Here is a 19,284-nt window from a genome sequence, read left to right on the forward strand (position 1 = left end):
TCTCAAAAGAACAAATTTTTTACATTGTGAAACAGTCGGGGGCTTCGAAGCAACGAACACCCCACCAAATCACGAAGACGCCCATGTGCGTCTTTTTTTTCGTCCCAAAAAACGCCCCATTGATAGGGGCAATTTCAATTAATTAATAAGGTTTACTAATGAATATAAAGGAAAGAGTGGCGCGCTTGCGCCGTCGTAACGCCGGTGTCCGCGTTTTCGGAACACCCAACCGAGCGGTCGTCGTGATCGATTTTTCGGAGGTACAGGCAATCACGGCATGGCGTCCGACGCCGTGCACCGTCACGCTCAAAGGCGGTGCGGAGTACCAGTTGACAGTCGATACAGATTCATTTCTCGCGGCGTTTGAGCGGGAGGCCGAGTGCGAGTGATCGACGTAACACCGGGGTCATGGGCCGCATCCGCCGAGGTCATCGCGGAAGTAATGCGCGAGCGTTTCTGGCTAGTTGGTGGGCGTGTAGCGCGCTGGGATCGCGACGAAATGATCCCGATGGCCGCACGCGAAGTGGAGATGCGTTTGTGCGATCAGCGCGCCAGTGCTTATGTGGCGGGGCGGTCGAATGGACGTGCAGCGCGCGTACCCGCAGATTTACTTGCGCTCGGTATGGCGGAATTCAAGCGTGCCGCGCGGAAACACGGGCGCGCTGTAGACCATACGGTGCGCTGGCCGATGATGGTGCGCGAAAGTGGCACATGGTTGCCCGTACCCGTGGCGACTTCCGGAGTCGTACAGGTTGGTAGAGCGGTAGTTTGTGTCGAGGGCGATGGCGCAAAGGACGCGCTGGCGCTGGCGGACGACGCGACATTTGTTAGTGCAGTGGACGTGGTGATGGCCCCGTTCGGGGAATACCGTTTGGCGGATAAACGGCACCAGGCTCTTGTACTAGCAGCGGCGCTGACGGCTGCGAACCGGCCAGCATTGCGTACGGCGCCAGCTGTCGTGATCGAGTCGCCGCTTCCACGTTCGGGCAAGACATTGCTGGCCGATAGTATTGGGGCGCTTGTGCCCCAGCGGGACGACTACGGTAGCGTCGCTGTGTCTATGCCAACGAAAGAGGAAGAGATTGAGAAACGTGTGGCAGCGTGGTCCGAATCGGATGAACCGGTTGTCTCGCTGGACAACCTGACTGGGCTGGTAGCGAGCGACGCGCTTACCGCGTTGATTACATCCGGCGTCGCGAAGTATCGCCCGTTCGGGTCGAACACAGAGATGCGTACCGTGGATTTTCGCGGACTGGTAGTGATGACCGGGAACAATGCGAGGTTGAGCAGGGATTTGCGCGCCCGGTCACTGAATATTCGAATCGACACCGGAAGCCTTGCGCCGGAGACCATCACGCATGCGTTCCATCCGCTGGAAAAGATCGAAGCTGAGCGGGCTGAGATCGCGGCGGCAGCGATTGGGATTCTCGCGGCGAGAGGAAGTGCCCGTGAGCAGTGGTTGCGGGATGTGTCGCCTGATTTTGCCGATTTGATTGCGCCTGCCGTACGGCGAGCTTGTGCGCTGATGCCGGAGCGGTTCGAATGGCCCGCCAGCGTCGCGGTCGAAATGTTCCCAACAGATGGGCCGACTGCCGTGGTGTCTGAACTGTTGGAGGCGTTCCTTGGCGCTCCCATCGAGCATGTGTTGGCGTTCGAAGCAGGTGTAACGGCAGATGAGATGCGCCATTGGTTCGAGGTTATCGAAGTCATGGAACCTGTTCTGGTGAATCATCACAAGCGTTTGAATCGGATCAGCCTTTCGCAGGAGCTAAGCAAACTGAACGGCGTGCCATGCGAATTTGGGAAGATTACTCAAACAAGACGGACAGCTACAACGAAGCCGAGGTGGCGTGTTGAGTTCTCGCCTGCTTTCCGTGAGCAACGTGCGAAGTACGCCGCGCAGCTGGATTTGGATGCTGCTGTGGATTTGGAAAGGTTGGCGGTGGGGAGCGAGGTTGGTCATTGGGTCACAACGTTGATCCAGAATTAAAATATATTTAATTAAATCAATAGTTTGAGTGAAGTCTGAGCGCCCTGTCGATCGGTCATCGGTAGGGCATTTTTTATGACCAAAGGAAAATAGAAGTGACGCAGTTGAAGTTTGATTTTGAAGTAGTAGGCCGACCGCTGACGGACGGCAAAGGGTTTAAGCACACTGGGATGAATGCTGACGAAATCGCGGTGTTGAAGGCGTTGCAATGGCGGCAGCAAGGAAGAAAGTGCGCGCTGTGCGGCGCGAAAGTGGCGTTAAAAGAGGCAGTATCGGATCACGACCACGCAACAACTGTCGCGCGTGGGGTACTTCACAGGCACTGTAATTCTTGGCTCGGGACAATGGAGGCGCGCGGGGAGAAGGCGGCGTACGAAGCGATCAGGGCAAAATCAGAGCGAATGAATGCTCCAAACTGGCTGTTCAATGCCCGGCAATATCTGGCCGAATGGGGGGCGCTAGTCGCCGAAGTAGTGCCGGTTTACCACGCGCATGGTGTGTTAGCGGGGACACCGTGCCAGCAGGTATCTTGTGGACTTTTGCCCGATTTGGCGCGGGCGCGCCGGCGCGCTCGGGTGCGCCTTACGTGGGAGTTGCGTAAGCGCTGTGGCGCAAGAACGGCGCGACAACTACGCAGGCCATCCCCGGTGGCGGAGTGGCGAGCGGCTGAACGCGAGTCGAGCGAAGTGAGCGGCATACTGGCTGACTGCATCTTGAAGGCGTATCAAATCCCGGGATTCAGCCCGGTCAGTATTTGGGCGACGTCGTGATGCGGTTATGGAACTCGCATCAACGTTTTGGCAGGTTAGGCCGTAGGCGAAGGGCAAAACTGTTACACTTAGGTCTTACACTGGCCACACCGAGTGTTTTTAGGTCATTGATTTATAAGGTTTTTTGTTGGCGTCGATGGGGTTCAAATCCTCTCGCCCCGACCAGAATAGAACCCGCACGGTGTCAAAACCGTGCGGGTTTTTGCATTTGCGCGCGTAAAAAACGCGATGCGATCGTCGACCTCTCATCGCCCCTCAACAAATTCCACACCTCTGCGCGATCTCGCTTGATGTCGCATGCCTTCGCGCTCAAGTGCAAGCGGATATCCAATCGTTAACCTTTTACATTCAAAGCGTTAGCATCGCCTACGCGCAGAATGACTGCGCAAGATCCGGCTGTTAGTTTTTCTCACATATCGATGAGAATCATTCGTTATGAGAGACGCGCCGCGCCCCTTACGATGTGCGCATATCCGCCGGTGCCTCTGTCACGTTCCGCATCTCGTTGCTATTACGCCGGGTTGCGGGCCTTTCGCATTCTGCTTCGCAGCAGGTGAGGGCAAGCCCGGACGCCATAACAAAGGCAGGCCCCTCACGAGGCACAACCGCGCGTTCGACAGCGCTATCCCTATGAATCCGATCCAACTCGCCCAGCTTGTCTTTCTCGCCTCCCTGTGGGGCGGTTCGTTTCTCTTTATCCGCGTCGGTGTGACCGATCTGGGCGTGGCGCCGTTGATGGCGTTGCGCGTCGGTATCGGCGCCACGTTTTTGCTGCTGGTGCTGTTCACGCGACGTTCGCCGCGCGAAGCCATCGGCACGTTGCGCGCGCGTGCGTGGCCGCTGCTCGTGGTCGGCATCCTGAATTCGGCGGCGCCATTCTGCCTCTTCGCGTGGGCGGAGCTCACGCTTTCCGCAGGCGTGACTTCGGTGATCAATGCGACTACGCCGCTGTTCGGCGGGGTCGTCGCCTACGTCTGGCTCAAGGATCGCCTGAGCGGTCCGCGCGTGGTGGGCCTTGTGATCGGCTTTCTCGGCGTGCTGGCGTTGGTGTGGGATCAGATCGCCACGGGTGCCGGTAACGGCGCGAGCAGCTCGTCGACGTTGCTGGCCGCTGCTGCCGCGCTGCTCGCTTCCGCGCTCTACGGCGTCGCGGCGAGCCTGACCAAACGTCACCTGACGGGCATCGATCCGCTCACCGTTGCCGCCGGCACGATGACGGCCGCGGCGATCGTGCTCGCGCCGTTTGCAATCGCGACCTGGCCGCACGCCGCCATCTCGCTGAAGGCGTGGGGCGCGGCGCTCTGTCTGGGCGTGGCGTGCACGGGCGTCGCGTATCTGATGTTCTTCCGCCTGATTGCTGCGATTGGCCCGGCGCGGACGATCACCGTGACTTTCGTGATTCCCATTTTCGGCATTCTCTGGGGCGCGCTTTTCCTCGGCGAGCATGTGTCGATTGGCATGGTCGAGGCCTGCTTCACGATTCTTGTCGGCACGGCGCTGGCGACGGGTTTTATCAAGCGTTTGCCGGGCTTCGGCCCGCGCGCCGATCGCGCCGCCGCCAAGCAGTAACGCTGCAATTTCACTCCTCTCATGATCGTTGCGCACACATCGATGCGTGCGCAACGATATCGACGCAACGCCAGACTGCCGGTAATCCCCGCCAATTATCGGCAGTTACCCCGCAGTCAACGTCAGCAATTCATCACCCTTAAACCGCCACTTAAAGCCGGTTTAAGCGCGACTGATTCGCATTGCAATCCCCGCCGATTTTCAATGAAAGCATCCAGTCAGCGAGTGCTTTGTCGCCCGGATGTGGGCGGCCGAACAGGCGCAGGTGTCAAATCGCGCCTACACTTCTTCGCACATCAGGCGATTCATTAGCAAACAGGTGTAAATCGCGTGGTGCGATGGTGCAGGCCAGCAATAAGGGAGAGCAGGCCGCGTGACGGCCCGGTCGTGAAGTGAAGTTCCTTGTCGGGGAAATTCATGACAAAAAGACAATGGGCGTGGCAGGCCCGGTTGGCGCATTGCGCCTGTGCGGCGGCGCTGGCATTTGGCGCGGCGTCGGCGCACGCGGATCAGTTCGGCGTCCAGTTGGGCGCGGGCGTCGCCGATCACGATGTCAAAAAGCTCGATCTCGGTCTGGTCTGGGACCCCGGCCTGCAATGGTGGCACTTCGCGGGTTTTCATTTCACCGTAGTGGGCGAATTTCACGCCGCCTACTGGAAGCTCGATGAAGCCGCGGCTTCGCAGCCAAATATCTGGGAATTCGGCGTGACGCCGGTGTTCCGCATCATCAAGGACTCGGGCTGGATTCGGCCTTTCTTCGAAGCGGGCGTGGGTATCCGCCTGCTGTCGCACGTCGAGCTCACGCCCGATCGCACGATGTCCACCGCGTTCCAGTTCGCCGATATGGTGGGCATCGGTGCGCAGTTCGGCGAGCACCAGAACTATCAGGCGGGCCTGCGCTTCCAGCACATCTCGAACGCCGACATCAAGACGCCGAATCCGGGCCTGAATTTCGGCGAGGTTTATCTGCAGTACAACTTCTAGGCAGATCGGCAGCCCGCACCGGCGGTGGGGCGCGCACCTGCCGCCCCCCGTCACGCCCATCCCCCTCCGGCCGTCCAACCCGTTACACTCTGCTTATGATGCAGTGCACCACGCGTGCGGCATCACCGGTTTTCCATAGACGATGTACCGGCGTCGCAGATAAAGGAGTGAGGAGCAAGGCATGGCAATCGAAACGGTTGGGATCGTGGGAGCGGGCACCATGGGCAACGGCATCGCGCAGGCGGTGGCCGTGGCCGGGCTGAAGGCGGTGATGATCGACGTGACGGACGCGGCGCTGGAAAAGGGCGTGGCCACGCTCACGTACAGCCTCGAGCGGCTCGTCTCGAAGGGCAAGCTCGACGCCGCGGCGCGCGACGCGGCGCTCGCGCAGATCGAAACTTCGACGGACTACGCGCGTCTTTCCAGCGCCGATCTCGTGATCGAAGCGGCGACCGAGAACGCCGAACTCAAGACGCGCATCCTCAAGCAGATCGAGGCCGCGGCGCGCCCGGATGCGATCATCGCGTCGAATACCTCGTCGATTTCGATCACGACGCTGGCCACCACGCTGGCCGATCCGTCGCGCTTTATCGGCATGCACTTCTTCAACCCGGTGCCGATGATGCCGCTCGTCGAAGTGATTCGCGGTCTGCAGACGCGTCCCGATGTGGCCGAAGCCGTGCGCGAACTCGCGCAGCGTCTGGACAAGACGCCGATCGGCGTGAAGAACGCGCCTGGTTTCGTCGTCAACCGCATTCTCGTGCCGATGATCAACGAAGCGTTCTTCGTGCTGGCCGAAGGCGTGGCGAGCGCCGAGGAAATCGACGCCGGCATGAAGCTGGGCGCGAATCATCCGATCGGGCCGCTCGCGCTGGCGGACCTGATTGGCCTCGATGTGTGCCTGTCCGTGATGGACGTGTTCCTCAAGGACTTCGGCGATTCGAAGTATCGCGCCTGCCCGCTGCTGCGCGAGATGGTGGCGGCGGGGCAACTCGGCCGCAAGACCGGCCGCGGCGTCTACCAGTACGACAAGTAAGCGCCGAAGTTAGCCACGAAGTTAGTCACGAGGTTAGCGACGAAGTTAAGCCGCGTGCGTGCTGCTCAGGCGCGCACGCCCAGCTTGTATTGCGTCACCTGGCGGTAGGTGCCGCCGGGCCGCAACACCGCGTCGTCGCATTCCGGCGCGGCCATGTTGATCTGGTTCGGGAAGCCGCCCGCTTCGAGACACAGGCCCGCGTGTTTCACGCAAGGCGCGCCGTGGCGTCCCGGCTGGCCTTGCAGATAATTCCCCGTATAGCACTGCAATCCGCGCTGATCGGTGGTGACTATGAGTTCGCGCCCGCTGCCCGGTTCGTAGACGCTCGCCACTTGTCGCAGCGCCGGCCGCACGCCCGCCTGTTCGCCGCCGCGCAGCACGTAGCAATGATCGAAGCCGTTCGCGCGCGCAAGCTGCGCATGCGGCCACTCCAGGCGTGCACCCAATGGCGCGCCGTGGCGGAAATCGAAAGCGCTGCCCGACACGTCCGCCAGGCCGATGGGGATCATCTGCTCGTCGACTTCGAAAAAAGCGTCCGCGTCGATTGTGAGGATGTGGCCGCGCACATCCGCTCCTGCTTCGCCGCTCAGATTGAAATAGGCGTGATTCGTGAGGCTGAGCGCCGTGGGCGCGTCGGTGACGGCTTCGTAGGCGATCGTGAGCGTGCCGTCGTCCGCGAGCGTGTAGCGCACTTCGACGCTCACGTTGCCAGGAAATCCGCCATCGCCTTCAGGCGAGTCGAGGCGCAGCAGCAGCGTGCCGCGATCCTCTTCGACCTGCCAGAGCGCGCGGTGAAAACCGTTCGCGCCGCCATGCAGCAGATTGCCGTTTTCGTTGCGATCGAGCGTATGGCCGACGCCGTCGAGCATGAAGCGCGCGCCCGCGATGCGATTGGCCCAGCGCCCGATCAGCGCGCCCATATAAGTTGTGGCGCTCGCGTAGGCGGCGGGCGTGTCATGGCCGAGCAGGATATCGGCGAGACGGCCCGCGCGATCGGGCGCATGCCAGGACACGAGCGTGCCGCCAAGATCGCTGATCGTCAGCTTCATGTCCTGCGCGTTGCGCAGCGTGTAGAGCCGGCAGGCGTCGCCGCCTGGCAGCGTGCCCCACGGTTCGGAGGTGATCGGGCTCATATGCAGAGGGTGGTTCATGGGGCTTGGCTCGTTGAATTCGATGGCGGTCCGGCTTTGCGTGTCAGCTAGCCGACGCACGCGAAGCGGGTGAGATGGGCGTCACACTGTCCTGATACTCGCGCGGCGTGCAACCCAGTTCGCGCCGGAACACCGCGTACATATATTGCAGCGAGGTAAATCCGCAGCGGATCGCCACTTCGGCGCTCGACGCATCGCGGCTTGCGAGCATCGCCTTCGCCGCGTCCAGCTTGTGACGCAGGATCTCCTGATGCACGGTGCAATGCAACTCGCGCCGAAAATACTCTTCGAGCGACGAACGCGACACGCCCACGTAATCGGCGACCTGTTCGGTCTTGATGCCCTGGCACGCGTACTGGCGAATGAAATGGCGCGCGCGCATCACATGCGGGCTCGACAGCGGTTCGTGCCGCGTCGACTCCAGCACATTGATGCCGACCGGCGGCACCAGAATGCGCCGCCCCGGAAAGCGCGCGCCGCGCAGCATCTGATGCAACAGGTGCGCGGCCGTCTTGCCCATTTCCTCGGTGCCCTGAATCACGGACGAAATCGGAATACGCGTGAGCGTGCGCGTGAGCGGATCATTGTCGATGCCGATGATCGCGACCTGCTCGGGCACGGCAATGCCGTGCATCAGACATGCCTGCAGCAGATGGCGCGCGCGGGCATCCGTCACGGCAATCACGCCGATCGGCTTGGGCAGCGCGTGCAGCCAGACGCTCAATTGCTCGAGCGCCTGATTCCACGACGGCGCGCTGGTCGCCAGGCCGCGATAGATCGGCGCATCCATGCCTTCCTCGCGCGCGAGCGCCTGAAATGCGAGTTCGCGCTCCTGCGCCCAGCGGTTCTCCTGCGCCTCGGGCAGGCTGTACATCGCCAGATGCGGCAGACCCGCGCCGATCAAATGCGTCCACGCGAGCGACACCAGCTTGCGGTTATCGGTGGCGATATAGGGCAGTCCGGCTGGGTAGTGCGCGGCGTCCTCGAACGACGAACCGAGCGCCACGACAGGCAGCCGGCAATCCTGCAAGGCATCGGCAACCGCGGGATCGTCGAAGTCGGCGATGATGCCGTCGCCGTCGAAGCGCTCGATGCCCGCAAGACGGCAGCGAAAATCCTCTTCGAGAAACAGATCCCACGCCACGCGCGTCGAGCGCAGATAGTGGCCGATACCCGCGATGATTTCGCGGTCATAGACCTTGTTCGCATTGAACAGCAGCGCAATGCGGTGCGCGGGCGGCGAGTTCTGGGAAGCGGGGGCACGGGTCATGGCGTGTCGCGCGCGTTCTGGCGCGCTTGTCTCCGAGGTGTCTCCGGGTTGTCTCCGGTTCGTGTCGGGCTCGCGCGGCTGCAGGGCGCGGCGGCTCTTTTTAAGCGTCCGGTTATTTTAGGCCGGGCGCGCGGCGTGCGCGCGACTCACGCGGAAAACTGGCAGGAATCGTTACGCCGCTCGCGCAATTTCGCAATTGCCGCTCGCCTCGCCAGACGGGCAGTATGGCGTCACCTTGCTGGATGCGTGCCGCGCTGTGCTTGCGCTGCGCCGCAACATTAAAACGGAGACGTCATGTCGTATTTCGAAGCCATTCCCGCGATTCGCTATGAAGGCCCGCAATCGGACAATCCGCTTGCGTACCACTATTACGACCGCACGAAAAAAGTGCTGGGCAAGACGCTCGAAGAGCATCTGCGCATTGCCGTCTGCTACTGGCATTCGTTCGTGTGGCCGGGCGTCGATATCTTCGGGCAGGGCACGTTTCACCGTCCGTGGCAGCAGCCCGGCGACGCCATGGAGCGCGCCCATCAGAAAGCCGATGCGGCCTTCGAATTCTTCACGAAGCTAGGCGTGCCGTACTACACCTTCCACGACACCGACGTCGCGCCCGAAGGCAAGGATCTCAAGGACTACAAGGAAAACTTCGCGCGCATGGTGGCTTACCTGGGCGAGAAGCAGCAGGCGAGCGGCATGAAGCTGCTGTGGGGCACGGCGAATCTGTTCTCGCATCCGCGTTATGCAGGCGGCGCGGCCACCAGCCCGAACCCGGAAGTGTTTGCTTATGCGGCGACGCAGGTCTGCAACGCGCTCGACGCCACGCATCGGCTCGGCGGCGAAAACTACGTGCTGTGGGGCGGCCGCGAAGGCTACGACACGCTGCTCAATACCGATCTCGCGAAAGAGCGCGATCAGTTCGCGCGTTTTCTGGCGATGGTGGTGGAGCACAAGGAGCGCATCGGCTTCAAGGGCGCGCTGCTGATCGAGCCGAAGCCGCAGGAGCCGACCAAGCATCAATACGATTACGACGTCGCCACCGTCCACGGCTTCCTCACGCAGTACGGACTGCAAAACGAAATCCGCGTGAATATCGAAGCCAATCACGCGACGCTGGCGGGCCATTCGTTTCATCACGAAATCGCCATGGCGTATGCGCTCAATGTGTTCGGCAGCGTCGATGCCAATCGTGGCGATCAGCAGAATGGCTGGGATACCGACCAGTTTCCGAACAGCGTGGAAGAACTCACGCTCGCGTTCTACGAAATCCTGCGTCACGGCGGCTTCACGACGGGCGGCATGAACTTCGACGCCAAGGTGCGCCGCCAGAGCAGCGATGCCGAAGACATGTTCTATGGCCACGTTGGCGCGATCGACGTGCTGGCGATCGCGCTGGAGCGGGCCGCCGTGCTGGTCGAGAACGATCGGCTCGAACAGTTCAAACGCCAGCGTTACGCGGGCTGGGACACCGAATTCGGACGCAAGATTCTTTCGGGCGGCTATTCGCTGTCGTCGCTCGCCGCCGATGCCGCCGCGCACGGCATGAATCCGCAGCATGCGAGCGGCCAGCAGGAACGCCTCGAAAACGTCGTCAATCAGGCGATTTACGGCCAGCGCTGAGCGCGACCGCGATGGCCACCGGCGCGTTGTGAACCCGCGCCGGGCCGTCAGCAGAATAAGGATGGAGACATGTTTATCGGTATCGACCTTGGCACGTCGGGCGTGAAGGCGGTGCTGCTCGACCGCGCGGGCGACGTGCTCGGCAGTGCGAGCGCGCCGCTCGCGGCGAGCCGTCCGCAGCCGCGCTGGTCCGAACAGGCGCCGCAGGACTGGTGGCGCGCCACCCAGCGCGCGCTGCACGATCTGCTCGATACGGTGCGCCGCAATGGCATCGACACGAATGGCATCGAAGCGCTCGGCCTCACCGGGCAGATGCATGGTGCGACGCTGCTCGACGCACATGGCGAAGTGCTGCGCCCGGCGATCCTATGGAACGATGGTCGTTCGGATTCCGAATGTATCGAACTGGAGCGCGCCGCGCCGGAACTGCACGCGCTGGCGGGCAATCTGGCGATGCCGGGTTTCACCGCGCCCAAGCTGCTGTGGGTGAAAAAACACGAGCCGGAGATTTTCGCGCGGATCGCGCATGTGCTGCTGCCGAAGGACTATTTACGCTGGCTGCTGACGGGCGTGTTCGCGACCGATCCTTCGGATGCGGCCGGAACGCTGTGGCTCGACGTGGCGAAGCGCGACTATAGCGACGCGTTGCTATCCGCCTGCGGCCTCACGCGCGCGCAGATGCCGGACGTGTTCGAAGGCAACCAGGTCACGGGCAAGTTGAGCGCCGATATCGCGCGTGAATTCGGCCTGCGCGAGATTCCGGTGGTGGCGGGCGGCGGCGATAACGCGGCGGGTGCGGTGGGCGTCGGCATCGTGCGTCCCGGCGATGCGATGCTGTCGCTCGGCACGTCGGGGGTGTATTTCGCGGTATCGGACGGCTTTCTGGCGAACCCGAATTCCGCGGTTCATAGCTTCTGCCATGCGCTGCCGCAGACTTGGCATCTGATGTCGGTGATGCTCAACGCGGCCAGCTGTCTCGACTTCACGGCGCAATTGACCGGTTACGAAAACGTCGCGGCGCTGCTCGCGGATGCCGAAGCGCACACGAACGCCGATCTCGATGCGCGTCGTCCCTGGTTTCTGCCTTACCTGAGCGGCGAACGCACGCCGCACAACAACGTCAACGCAAAGGGCGTTTTCTACGGCATGACGCCGCAAACTTCGCGCGCCGATCTCGCCAACGCAACGCTCGAAGGCGTGGGTTTTGCGCTGCTCGATGGCATGGACGCGCTGCACGCAGCGGGCCTCGTGCCCGACACGATCACCGTGATCGGCGGCGGTTCGCGCAGCGCCTACTGGACGCAGATGCTCGCCGATATCAGCGGGCGCGCGCTCACGCTGCGTGCGGGCGGCGAGGTGGGTCCGGCGCTGGGCGCCGCGCGCCTCGCGCATCTCGCGGTCGAACCCGGCGCGACGCTCGATTCGGTGTGTCCGCAACCACCTGTACTGGCGGTGCGCGAACCCGACGCCGCCCGCCACGCGTGGTATCGCGACGCGCGTCGCCCCACGTTTGCTTCGCTGTATCGCGCGCTCGAACCGGTCTTCGCCGGCAGCGCCTGAGCCTTCGCTTTATCGCAGCACCGCAGTTCCCAGCCGTACCGCGTCACGCACCGCGCCGCCCCATTCACACGGGCGCGCGCGGCGGCGTGCGCGCTTGAACAGCCAGTCAAGTCGTCAATCGAATCGCCCGTTCCACCGTCACACCGCACATTCAATAACGCAACGACGCGCCGCCGCCGCGCTTCGCACGGCCAGCGCGCGATAACACGAGGAGTGGAGACATGAAGTTCGCCAAACGTCGTTCGGTTCTGGGTTCACTAGTTTGCGGCGCTGTGCTTGCGAGTCTGTCGCTGGCCGCGCCGCTTGCGCATGCGAGCAAGGATCACCCGGAAATCGGCTTCTGTATCGACGATCTGCGCGTCGAGCGCTGGTCGCGCGACCGCGATTACTTTGTCGCGGCCGCCGAAAAAATGGGCGCGAAAGTGTCGGTGCAGTCGGCCGATGCGAGCGAAGAACGCCAGATTTCGCAGATCGAAAATCTCATCTCGCGCGGCGTCGATGTGATCGTGATCGTGCCGTTCAATTCGAAAACGCTCGGTAACGTGGTGGCCGAAGCGAAGAAGGCCGGTATCAAGGTGGTGTCGTACGACCGCCTGATTCTCGATGCCGATGTCGACGCCTATATCTCGTTCGACAACGAAAAGGTGGGCGAGCTGCAGGCGCAGGGGGTGTTCAACGCGCAGCCCAAGGGCAATTACTTTCTGCTGGGCGGCGCGCCGACCGACAACAACGCCAAGATGCTGCGTGAAGGACAACTGAAGGTTCTGAAGCCGGCGATCGATCGCGGCGATATCAAGGTCATCGGCCAGCAGTGGGTGCCGGAGTGGAGCGCATCGACGGCGCTGCGCATCACGGAAGACGCGCTCACGGCGAACAACAACAAGATCGACGCGATCGTGGCCTCCAACGACGGCACGGCGGGCGGCGCGATTCAGGCGCTTGCCGCGCAGCATCTCGCGGGCAAGGTGCCGGTCTCGGGTCAGGACGCCGACCTCGCCGCGGTCAAGCGCGTGATGGCGGGCACGCAAACCATGACGGTCTACAAGCCGCTCAAGCTCATCGCAAGCGAAGCCGCGAAGCTTGCCGTCGATCTCGCGAAGGGTCAAAAGCCCGCGTTCAACGCGCAATACGACAACGGCAAGAAGAAGGTGCAGACCGTGTTGCTGCAACCGACGCTGCTCACGAAGAGCAACGCCGATATCGTCGTGAAGGACGGTTTCTATACGCAGGCGCAACTCGCCAGCCAGTAACTGAGGCCTGGCCAGTCCAGCCATCCGGCGGCCCGCGCGCTGTGTCGTTCACACGCGCGGGCCTTCAACGCGGGCAATCAAGCGTATGACCGAACCTTTGCTGACGATGCGCGACATCGTCAAAACTTTCGCGGGCGTCAAGGCGCTCGACGGCATCGACCTGACGGTGCGGCCCGGCGAATGCGTCGGCCTGTGCGGCGAGAACGGCGCGGGCAAATCCACGCTGATGAAGGTGCTCTCGGGCGTGTATCCGCACGGCACCTGGAACGGCGAGATCCGCTGGGAAGGCCAGCCGCTCGAAGCGCAGAGCGTGCGCGATACCGAGCGCGCGGGCATCGTCATCATCCATCAGGAACTGATGCTGGTGCCGGAGCTTTCGGTGGCGGAGAACATCTTTCTCGGCAACGAAATCACGCTGCCGGGCGGACGCATGAATTACGCGGCGATGTATCAGCGCGCCGATGAACTGCTGCGCGAATTGAACATCGACGCCATCAACGTCGCGCAACCGGTGATGAACTACGGCGGCGGCCATCAGCAATTGATCGAGATTGCCAAGGCGCTCAACAAGCGCGCGAAGCTGCTGATACTCGATGAACCGTCGTCGTCGCTTACGGCGGCCGAAACGAAAATCCTGCTCGATATCGTGCGCGATCTGAAGCGGCGCGGCGTGGCCTGCGTCTACATCTCGCACAAGCTCGATGAAGTCGAAGCCGTGTGCGATACGGTCAGCGTGATCCGCGATGGGCGGCATGTGGCGACCGAGCCGATGGCTTCGCTCACCACGGACCGCATCATCGCGATGATGGTGGGGCGCGAGATCAAGAATCTCTTTCCGCGCGAGCCGCACGAGATTGGCGAGGTGGTGTTCGAGGCGCGCAACGTCACCTGTTACGACGTCACGAATCCACGGCGCAAGCGCGTCAACGATGTGTCGTTCGCCGTGCGGCGCGGCGAGATTCTGGGCGTGGCGGGACTGGTGGGCGCCGGGCGCACGGAAACCATGCAGGCGATCTTCGGCGCGTATCCCGGCAACTGCACGGCGACGGTGCTGCTCGACGGCAAGCCGTTGAAGATTCGCGCGCCGCTCGACGCGATTCGCGCGGGCATCGCCATGGTGCCCGAGGATCGCAAGCGCCACGGCATCGTGCCGCAACTGGGCGTGGGGCATAACATCACGCTTTCCGTGCTGGAGCGTTTTGCAAGGCACGGCCGTATCGATACGGCCGCCGAACTCGACACGATCCGCACGGAAATGCAGCGTCTTTCGGTGCGCGCGGCCAACCCGATGCTGTCTATCGCGAGTCTCTCCGGCGGCAATCAGCAAAAAGCCGTGCTGACCAAGATGTTGCTGACCGAGCCCAAAGTGCTGATCCTCGACGAACCCACGCGTGGCGTCGATGTCGGCGCGAAATACGAAATCTACAAGCTCGTGTTCCAGCTCGCGAAACGTGGCGTGGCGATTGTGATGGTGTCGTCCGAATTGCCCGAAGTGCTGGGCATCAGCGATCGCGTGCTGGTGATTGGCGAAGGCGAGGTGCGCGGCGATTTCGCCAACGACGGCCTCACGCAGGAACACATTCTCGGCGCCGCGATCCAGAGTGCGCGCGCCCAATCTCTTTCAGCGAGTGCAGCATGACCCCTGACGTCACGACTCAAGGCGCGCGCGACGAGCAACTGGCCGGCGGCAACCGTCTCGGCCTGCGTTTCCAGCAACTGTTCGCGCGCTACAAGATTCTCGCGCTGCTGCTGGCCGTGGCCGCGATCTGGGTGTTTTTCTCGGTACTCACGCACGGCGCGTTCGTCACGCCGCGCAATGTGTCGAACCTGCTGCGGCAGATGTCGATCACCGGCATGCTCGCGTGCGGCATGGTGTTCGTCATTATCGCGGGAGAGATCGATCTTTCGGTGGGCTCGCTGCTGGGTCTGCTCGGCGGCGTGGCGGCGATTCTCGATGTGAACCGTCACTGGCCGATTGGCGTGACGGTGCCGGCGGTGCTCGCGCTCGGCGTGCTGGTGGGGCTGTTCAACGGCTGGTGGTCGACGTATCGGCGCGTGCCGTCGTTTATTGTCGGGCTGGGCGGCATGCTGGCGTTTCGCGGCGTGCTGCTGGGGATTACCGGCGGCTCGACCATTGCACCTGTTTCGGATTCCTTTGTATTTATCGGGCAAGGTTATTTGCCGCGTATTGCCGGCGATGTGCTCGCGTTTGCGCTGTTCGTGCTGCTTGCCGTGCTGACGGTGCGCCAGCGCGCGAACCGCCGACGCTATCAGTTGAGCGTGGTGCCGCTCTGGCAGGACGGCGTGAAGATCGTCGGCGCGGGCGCGATCGTGCTGGCTTTCGTGCTGATGCTCGACAGCTACGGCGGCATTCCCGTGCCGGTGTTGCTGCTGCTCGCGCTGCTCGGCATCTTTACGTGGATCGCTACGCAAACCGTATTCGGCCGCCGCATCTATGCCGTGGGTTCGAATCTGGAGGCCACGCGTCTTTCCGGCGTCAATACGAACCGCGTGAAGCTGGCGATTTTCGCGTTGATGGGTCTGATGTGCGCGGTCGCCGGAATCGTCAATTCGGCGCGGCTCGCGGCGGGTTCGCCTTCGGCGGGCACGATGGGCGAACTCGATGCGATCGCTGCATGCTTTATCGGCGGGACGTCGATGCGCGGCGGTTCCGGCACCGTCTACGGCGCGCTGATCGGCGCGCTCGTGATGGCGAGTCTGGACAACGGCATGTCGATGCTCGATGTCGACGCCTACTGGCAGATGATCGTGAAGGGCGGCATTCTGGTGCTGGCCGTGTGGGTCGATGTGGTGTCGGGGTCGAACCGCCGCTGAGTTTTTGTCTGATGTGAAGCGGTGAGCCCAACGGGCGGGACGCGCATCCCGCCCGTTTTCTTTTGCACTTTTCACGCCGCAACAAGCCGGTTGAAAGCGCGTTGACACGTGTTGCAGCTTTGGTACGTGGTGTGCGGATTCCTGCCACAATCGATTCGTCGTGTGCCTCCGGCGCATCGTTCCGCTTCATGCTGCCGGAGTTGCCACCGCCTGCCGCGGCGCCGCACGCTTCGCGCAATCCGCGTTGTCGTTCGCTGGGCCTCTATCTGTGCGACGCGCTGCCGCCTGTCACTTTTCCGACGCATTCATGCAATGCGCCGTGCCGTTTCGCATGCTGCGAAACGGCATCGAACTGGAGACGAGTCGACCATGCCAACCCTCTGCGAAATCTGCAATACGCGGCCCGCTGTCGCGCGCGTGACCGTGGTGCAAAACGGCCAGCGCAAGTCGATGTCGATTTGCGATTACGACTATCGGCAATTGATGCGCCATCAGAGCATGATCAATCCGTTCGATTCGCTGCTGGGCGGAGGCGGTCTGTCGCGCTTTCTTGGCGGCGTGGACGGCGATCACGACGACGATGACGACGATGATCACTACTCCGCCGAAGTGCCGCGCGAATCGGTGGACGCAACCGACGCATTCAGCGAGCAGACGCTCGAAATCCTGCAGCGTGCCGCGGAAAAAGCGCACGAGTTACGCCGCACCGAACTCGACACGGAACATCTGCTCTACGTGCTCGCCGATACCGATGTTTGCGCCGCGCTGCTCAAGGAATTGAAGCTGTCGCCGCAGGATATTCAGGGTTATATCGATCAGCACGCGCAAAAAGGCACCGCCGATCCTGACGCGCCGATCGACAAAATGACCATCTCGCCGCGCCTGAAAAAAGCGTTTCAGTTTGCGTTCCAGGCCTCGCGCGATCTGGGCCATTCCTATGTTGGACCGGAGCATTTGCTGATCGGGCTCGCGGCGGTGCCGGACAGTATTGCGGGCACCTTGCTCAAGAAATACGGCGTGACGCCCGAAGCCTTGCGTCAGAAGGTCGTGAAGGTGGTGGGCAAGGGCGCGGAAGATGGCCGCGTGGATGCGCCCACCGGCACGCCGACGCTCGACAAGTTCGGGCGCGATCTCACGGCGATGGCGCGTCAGGGCAAGCTCGATCCAGTGCTGGGCCGCGCGCTCGAAATCGAAAACACGATCGAAGTACTGGCGCGGCGCAAGAAGAACAATCCGGTGCTGATCGGCGAGCCGGGCGTGGGCAAGACGGCGATCGTCGAAGGGCTTGCGCAGCGTATCGTCAACGGCGATGTGCCCGAAGTGTTGCGCGGCAAACGGCTGGTCGAAGTCAATATCAATTCGATGGTGGCGGGCGCGAAGTATCGCGGCGAATTCGAGGAGCGCGCCAAGCAGCTGATCGACGAGGTGACGGCGAAGAACGACGAGCTGATTCTCTTTATCGACGAACTGCACACGATCGTGGGCGCGGGGCAGGGCGGCGGCGAAGGCGGGCTCGATATTGCCAACGTGCTCAAGCCGGCGCTCGCGCGCGGCGAGTTGAGCCTGATCGGCGCGACCACGCTCAACGAGTATCAGAAGTACATCGAAAAAGACGCGGCGCTCGAACGGCGCTTCCAGCCCGTGCTGGTGCCCGAGCCGAGCGTCGAGCAGACCATCGTGATTCTGCGCGGGTTGCGCGACAAGCTCGAAGCGCACCACCAGGTCACTTTCGCCGACGATGCCTTTGTCGCGGCGGCCGAATTCTCGGACCGCTACATCACCTCGCGTTTCCTGCCCGACAAGGCGATCGATCTGATCGATCAGGCGGCGGCGCGCGTGCGTATCGGCGCGACATCGCGGCCGGCGGACATTCAGGAACTCGAAGCGGAAATCGTGCAGCTCAAGCGCGAGCAGGATTACGCCTCCTCGCGCAAGCGCTTCGACGAAGCGAAGGGCTTCGAGACGCGCATCAACGAGAAGCAGGCGAAGCTCGAAGAGCTTACCGAAGCGTGGCAGCGCAAGACCGGTTCCGAAACGCTGGAAGTGACGGTGGCGTCGATCGCCGAGGTGGTCTCGCGGCTCACCGGCATCCCTGTTGCGGATCTCACGCAGGAAGAGCGCCAGAAGTTGCTCAAGATGGAAGAGAAGCTTCGCGAACGCGTGGTCGGCCAGAGCGACGCCGTGGTGGCGGTGAGCGACGCCGTGCGGCTCTCGCGCGCGGGACTTGGCCAGGAACATCGGCCGATTGCGACCTTCCTGTTCCTTGGGCCGACCGGCGTGGGCAAGACGGAACTGGCGAAGGCGCTCGCGGAAACCGTATTCGGCGACGAACAGTCGATCATCCGCATCGACATGAGCGAGTATATGGAGCGCCATACGGTCGCGCGGCTGATCGGCGCGCCGCCGGGATACGTGGGCTACGACGAAGGCGGCCAGTTGACCGAGCGCGTGCGGCGGCGCCCGTACAGCGTGATCCTGCTCGACGAGATCGAGAAGGCGCACCCGGACGTTTATAACGTGCTGCTGCAGGTGTTCGACGATGGCCGTCTCACGGACGGCAAGGGACGGGTGGTCGATTTCAGCAATACGATCATCATCGCCACCAGCAATCTGGGCGCGTCCATCATCATGGAGAACCTCGAACAACCCGAAGCCGATCGCAAGAGCGACAAGGAAGTGCGCGGCGAACTGATGAAGGTGCTCAAGGGCCATTTCCGGCCCGAGTTCCTCAATCGCATCGATGAAATCATCGTGTTCCATGCGCTGTCGAAGGACAACATCCGCAACATCGTGACGATCCAGCTCGAGCGCGTGACGCGCACGGCGGCCGCGCAGGGCATCACGCTGAAGATGAGCGATGCGCTGGTCGAGCATCTGGTCGAAGCCGGTTATCAGCCCGAATTCGGCGCGCGCGAATTGAAGCGGCAGATTCGCCAGGAAGTGGAAACACGCCTTGCCAAAGAGATTCTCGGCGATGCGCTGCAAACGGGCGATACCGTCGAAATCGGCTACGACAAGATCAACGACGAAGTGACCATCAACAAGATCGCCGTGCCCGCCGATATTCCCGAAGCGAAAGCCGCGAAGAAGGGCAAGGGCGACGGCAAGGCCGCGAAACCCGACGTGAAGGAAGTCGCGCCGGAAATTGCCGCCGACGATCTGGAAGGCGATCCGCCTCCGCCGCCGCCGAAGAAAAATGGCAAGGGGAGCGGCAAGTCGAAATCGGCGTGATTCAAGTTCGATGTGAGCGCA

Annotated in this window: 13 protein-coding genes; 11 read left to right on the forward strand and 2 right to left on the reverse strand. The window is 62.4% G+C overall.

The window, feature by feature from the left end; all coding sequences use genetic code 11:
- The first annotated feature begins 379 nt into the window (after positions 1 to 379).
- The 5 genes from G3N59_RS22590 to G3N59_RS22610 all read left to right on the forward strand — a co-directional run bounded on the left by G3N59_RS22590 (position 380) and on the right by G3N59_RS22610 (position 6,349).
- Positions 380 to 1,990 carry a hypothetical protein gene (locus tag G3N59_RS22590; protein ID WP_205984917.1) on the forward strand — a complete coding sequence of 537 codons (1,611 nt, stop codon included), beginning with the start codon at positions 380 to 382 and terminating at the stop codon, positions 1,988 to 1,990.
- 95 nt (positions 1,991 to 2,085) lie between these two features.
- Positions 2,086 to 2,760, forward strand: a complete 675-nt coding sequence (locus G3N59_RS22595) for an endonuclease domain-containing protein (protein ID WP_205984919.1) — start codon at positions 2,086 to 2,088, stop codon at positions 2,758 to 2,760.
- A gap of 630 nt (positions 2,761 to 3,390) precedes the next feature.
- Positions 3,391 to 4,329 carry a DMT family transporter gene (locus G3N59_RS22600; RefSeq protein WP_205984921.1) on the forward strand — a complete coding sequence of 313 codons (939 nt, stop codon included), beginning with the start codon at positions 3,391 to 3,393 and terminating at the stop codon, positions 4,327 to 4,329.
- Positions 4,330 to 4,746: 417 nt separating this feature from the next.
- Positions 4,747 to 5,313, forward strand: a complete 567-nt coding sequence (locus G3N59_RS22605) for an acyloxyacyl hydrolase (protein ID WP_205984928.1) — start codon at positions 4,747 to 4,749, stop codon at positions 5,311 to 5,313.
- A gap of 181 nt (positions 5,314 to 5,494) precedes the next feature.
- Positions 5,495 to 6,349 (forward strand): 3-hydroxybutyryl-CoA dehydrogenase, encoded by an 855-nt coding sequence (locus tag G3N59_RS22610; RefSeq protein ID WP_205984930.1) that lies wholly within the window; start codon positions 5,495 to 5,497, stop codon positions 6,347 to 6,349.
- A 65-nt stretch (positions 6,350 to 6,414) separates the two neighbouring features.
- Here the strand turns inward: G3N59_RS22610 and G3N59_RS22615 are convergent, their stop codons facing one another.
- A complete protein-coding gene (locus tag G3N59_RS22615) occupies positions 6,415 to 7,500 on the reverse strand; it encodes an aldose epimerase family protein (protein ID WP_205984932.1) in 1,086 nt (361 codons plus the stop codon).
- 43 nt (positions 7,501 to 7,543) lie between these two features.
- The gene (locus tag G3N59_RS22620; protein ID WP_205984934.1) at positions 7,544 to 8,770 is read right to left on the reverse strand and encodes a DNA-binding transcriptional regulator; all 1,227 of its coding nucleotides are present in this window, start codon (positions 8,768 to 8,770) and stop codon (positions 7,544 to 7,546) included.
- 294 nt (positions 8,771 to 9,064) lie between these two features.
- On the opposite strand from G3N59_RS22620, the gene xylA reads away from it, so the two are divergent.
- The 6 genes from xylA (at position 9,065) to G3N59_RS22650 (ending at position 19,263) form a co-directional block, all read left to right on the forward strand.
- Positions 9,065 to 10,387, forward strand: coding sequence for a xylose isomerase (xylA, locus tag G3N59_RS22625; RefSeq protein WP_205984936.1), 1,323 nt, complete (start codon positions 9,065 to 9,067; stop codon positions 10,385 to 10,387).
- Positions 10,388 to 10,456: 69 nt separating this feature from the next.
- Complete coding sequence (gene xylB, locus G3N59_RS22630) at positions 10,457 to 11,947, forward strand: xylulokinase (protein ID WP_205984938.1); 1,491 nt, start codon at positions 10,457 to 10,459, stop codon at positions 11,945 to 11,947.
- A 221-nt stretch (positions 11,948 to 12,168) separates the two neighbouring features.
- Positions 12,169 to 13,197 (forward strand): D-xylose ABC transporter substrate-binding protein, encoded by a 1,029-nt coding sequence (gene xylF / locus G3N59_RS22635; RefSeq protein WP_205984946.1) that lies wholly within the window; start codon positions 12,169 to 12,171, stop codon positions 13,195 to 13,197.
- Positions 13,198 to 13,282: 85 nt separating this feature from the next.
- Positions 13,283 to 14,836 (forward strand): D-xylose ABC transporter ATP-binding protein, encoded by a 1,554-nt coding sequence (xylG, locus tag G3N59_RS22640; RefSeq protein WP_205984948.1) that lies wholly within the window; start codon positions 13,283 to 13,285, stop codon positions 14,834 to 14,836.
- The gene (locus G3N59_RS22645) at positions 14,833 to 16,032 is read left to right on the forward strand and encodes a sugar ABC transporter permease (RefSeq protein WP_205984949.1); all 1,200 of its coding nucleotides are present in this window, start codon (positions 14,833 to 14,835) and stop codon (positions 16,030 to 16,032) included. Before xylG ends, G3N59_RS22645 begins: the two co-directional genes overlap by 4 nt.
- A 369-nt stretch (positions 16,033 to 16,401) precedes the next feature.
- Positions 16,402 to 19,263, forward strand: a complete 2,862-nt coding sequence (locus tag G3N59_RS22650) for an AAA family ATPase (protein WP_205984957.1) — start codon at positions 16,402 to 16,404, stop codon at positions 19,261 to 19,263.
- Positions 19,264 to 19,284: the final 21 nt, after the last annotated feature.

Origin of the sequence: Paraburkholderia sp. Ac-20340, from assembly GCF_017104965.1 — a bacterium.
Lineage (GTDB): Bacteria > Pseudomonadota > Gammaproteobacteria > Burkholderiales > Burkholderiaceae > Paraburkholderia.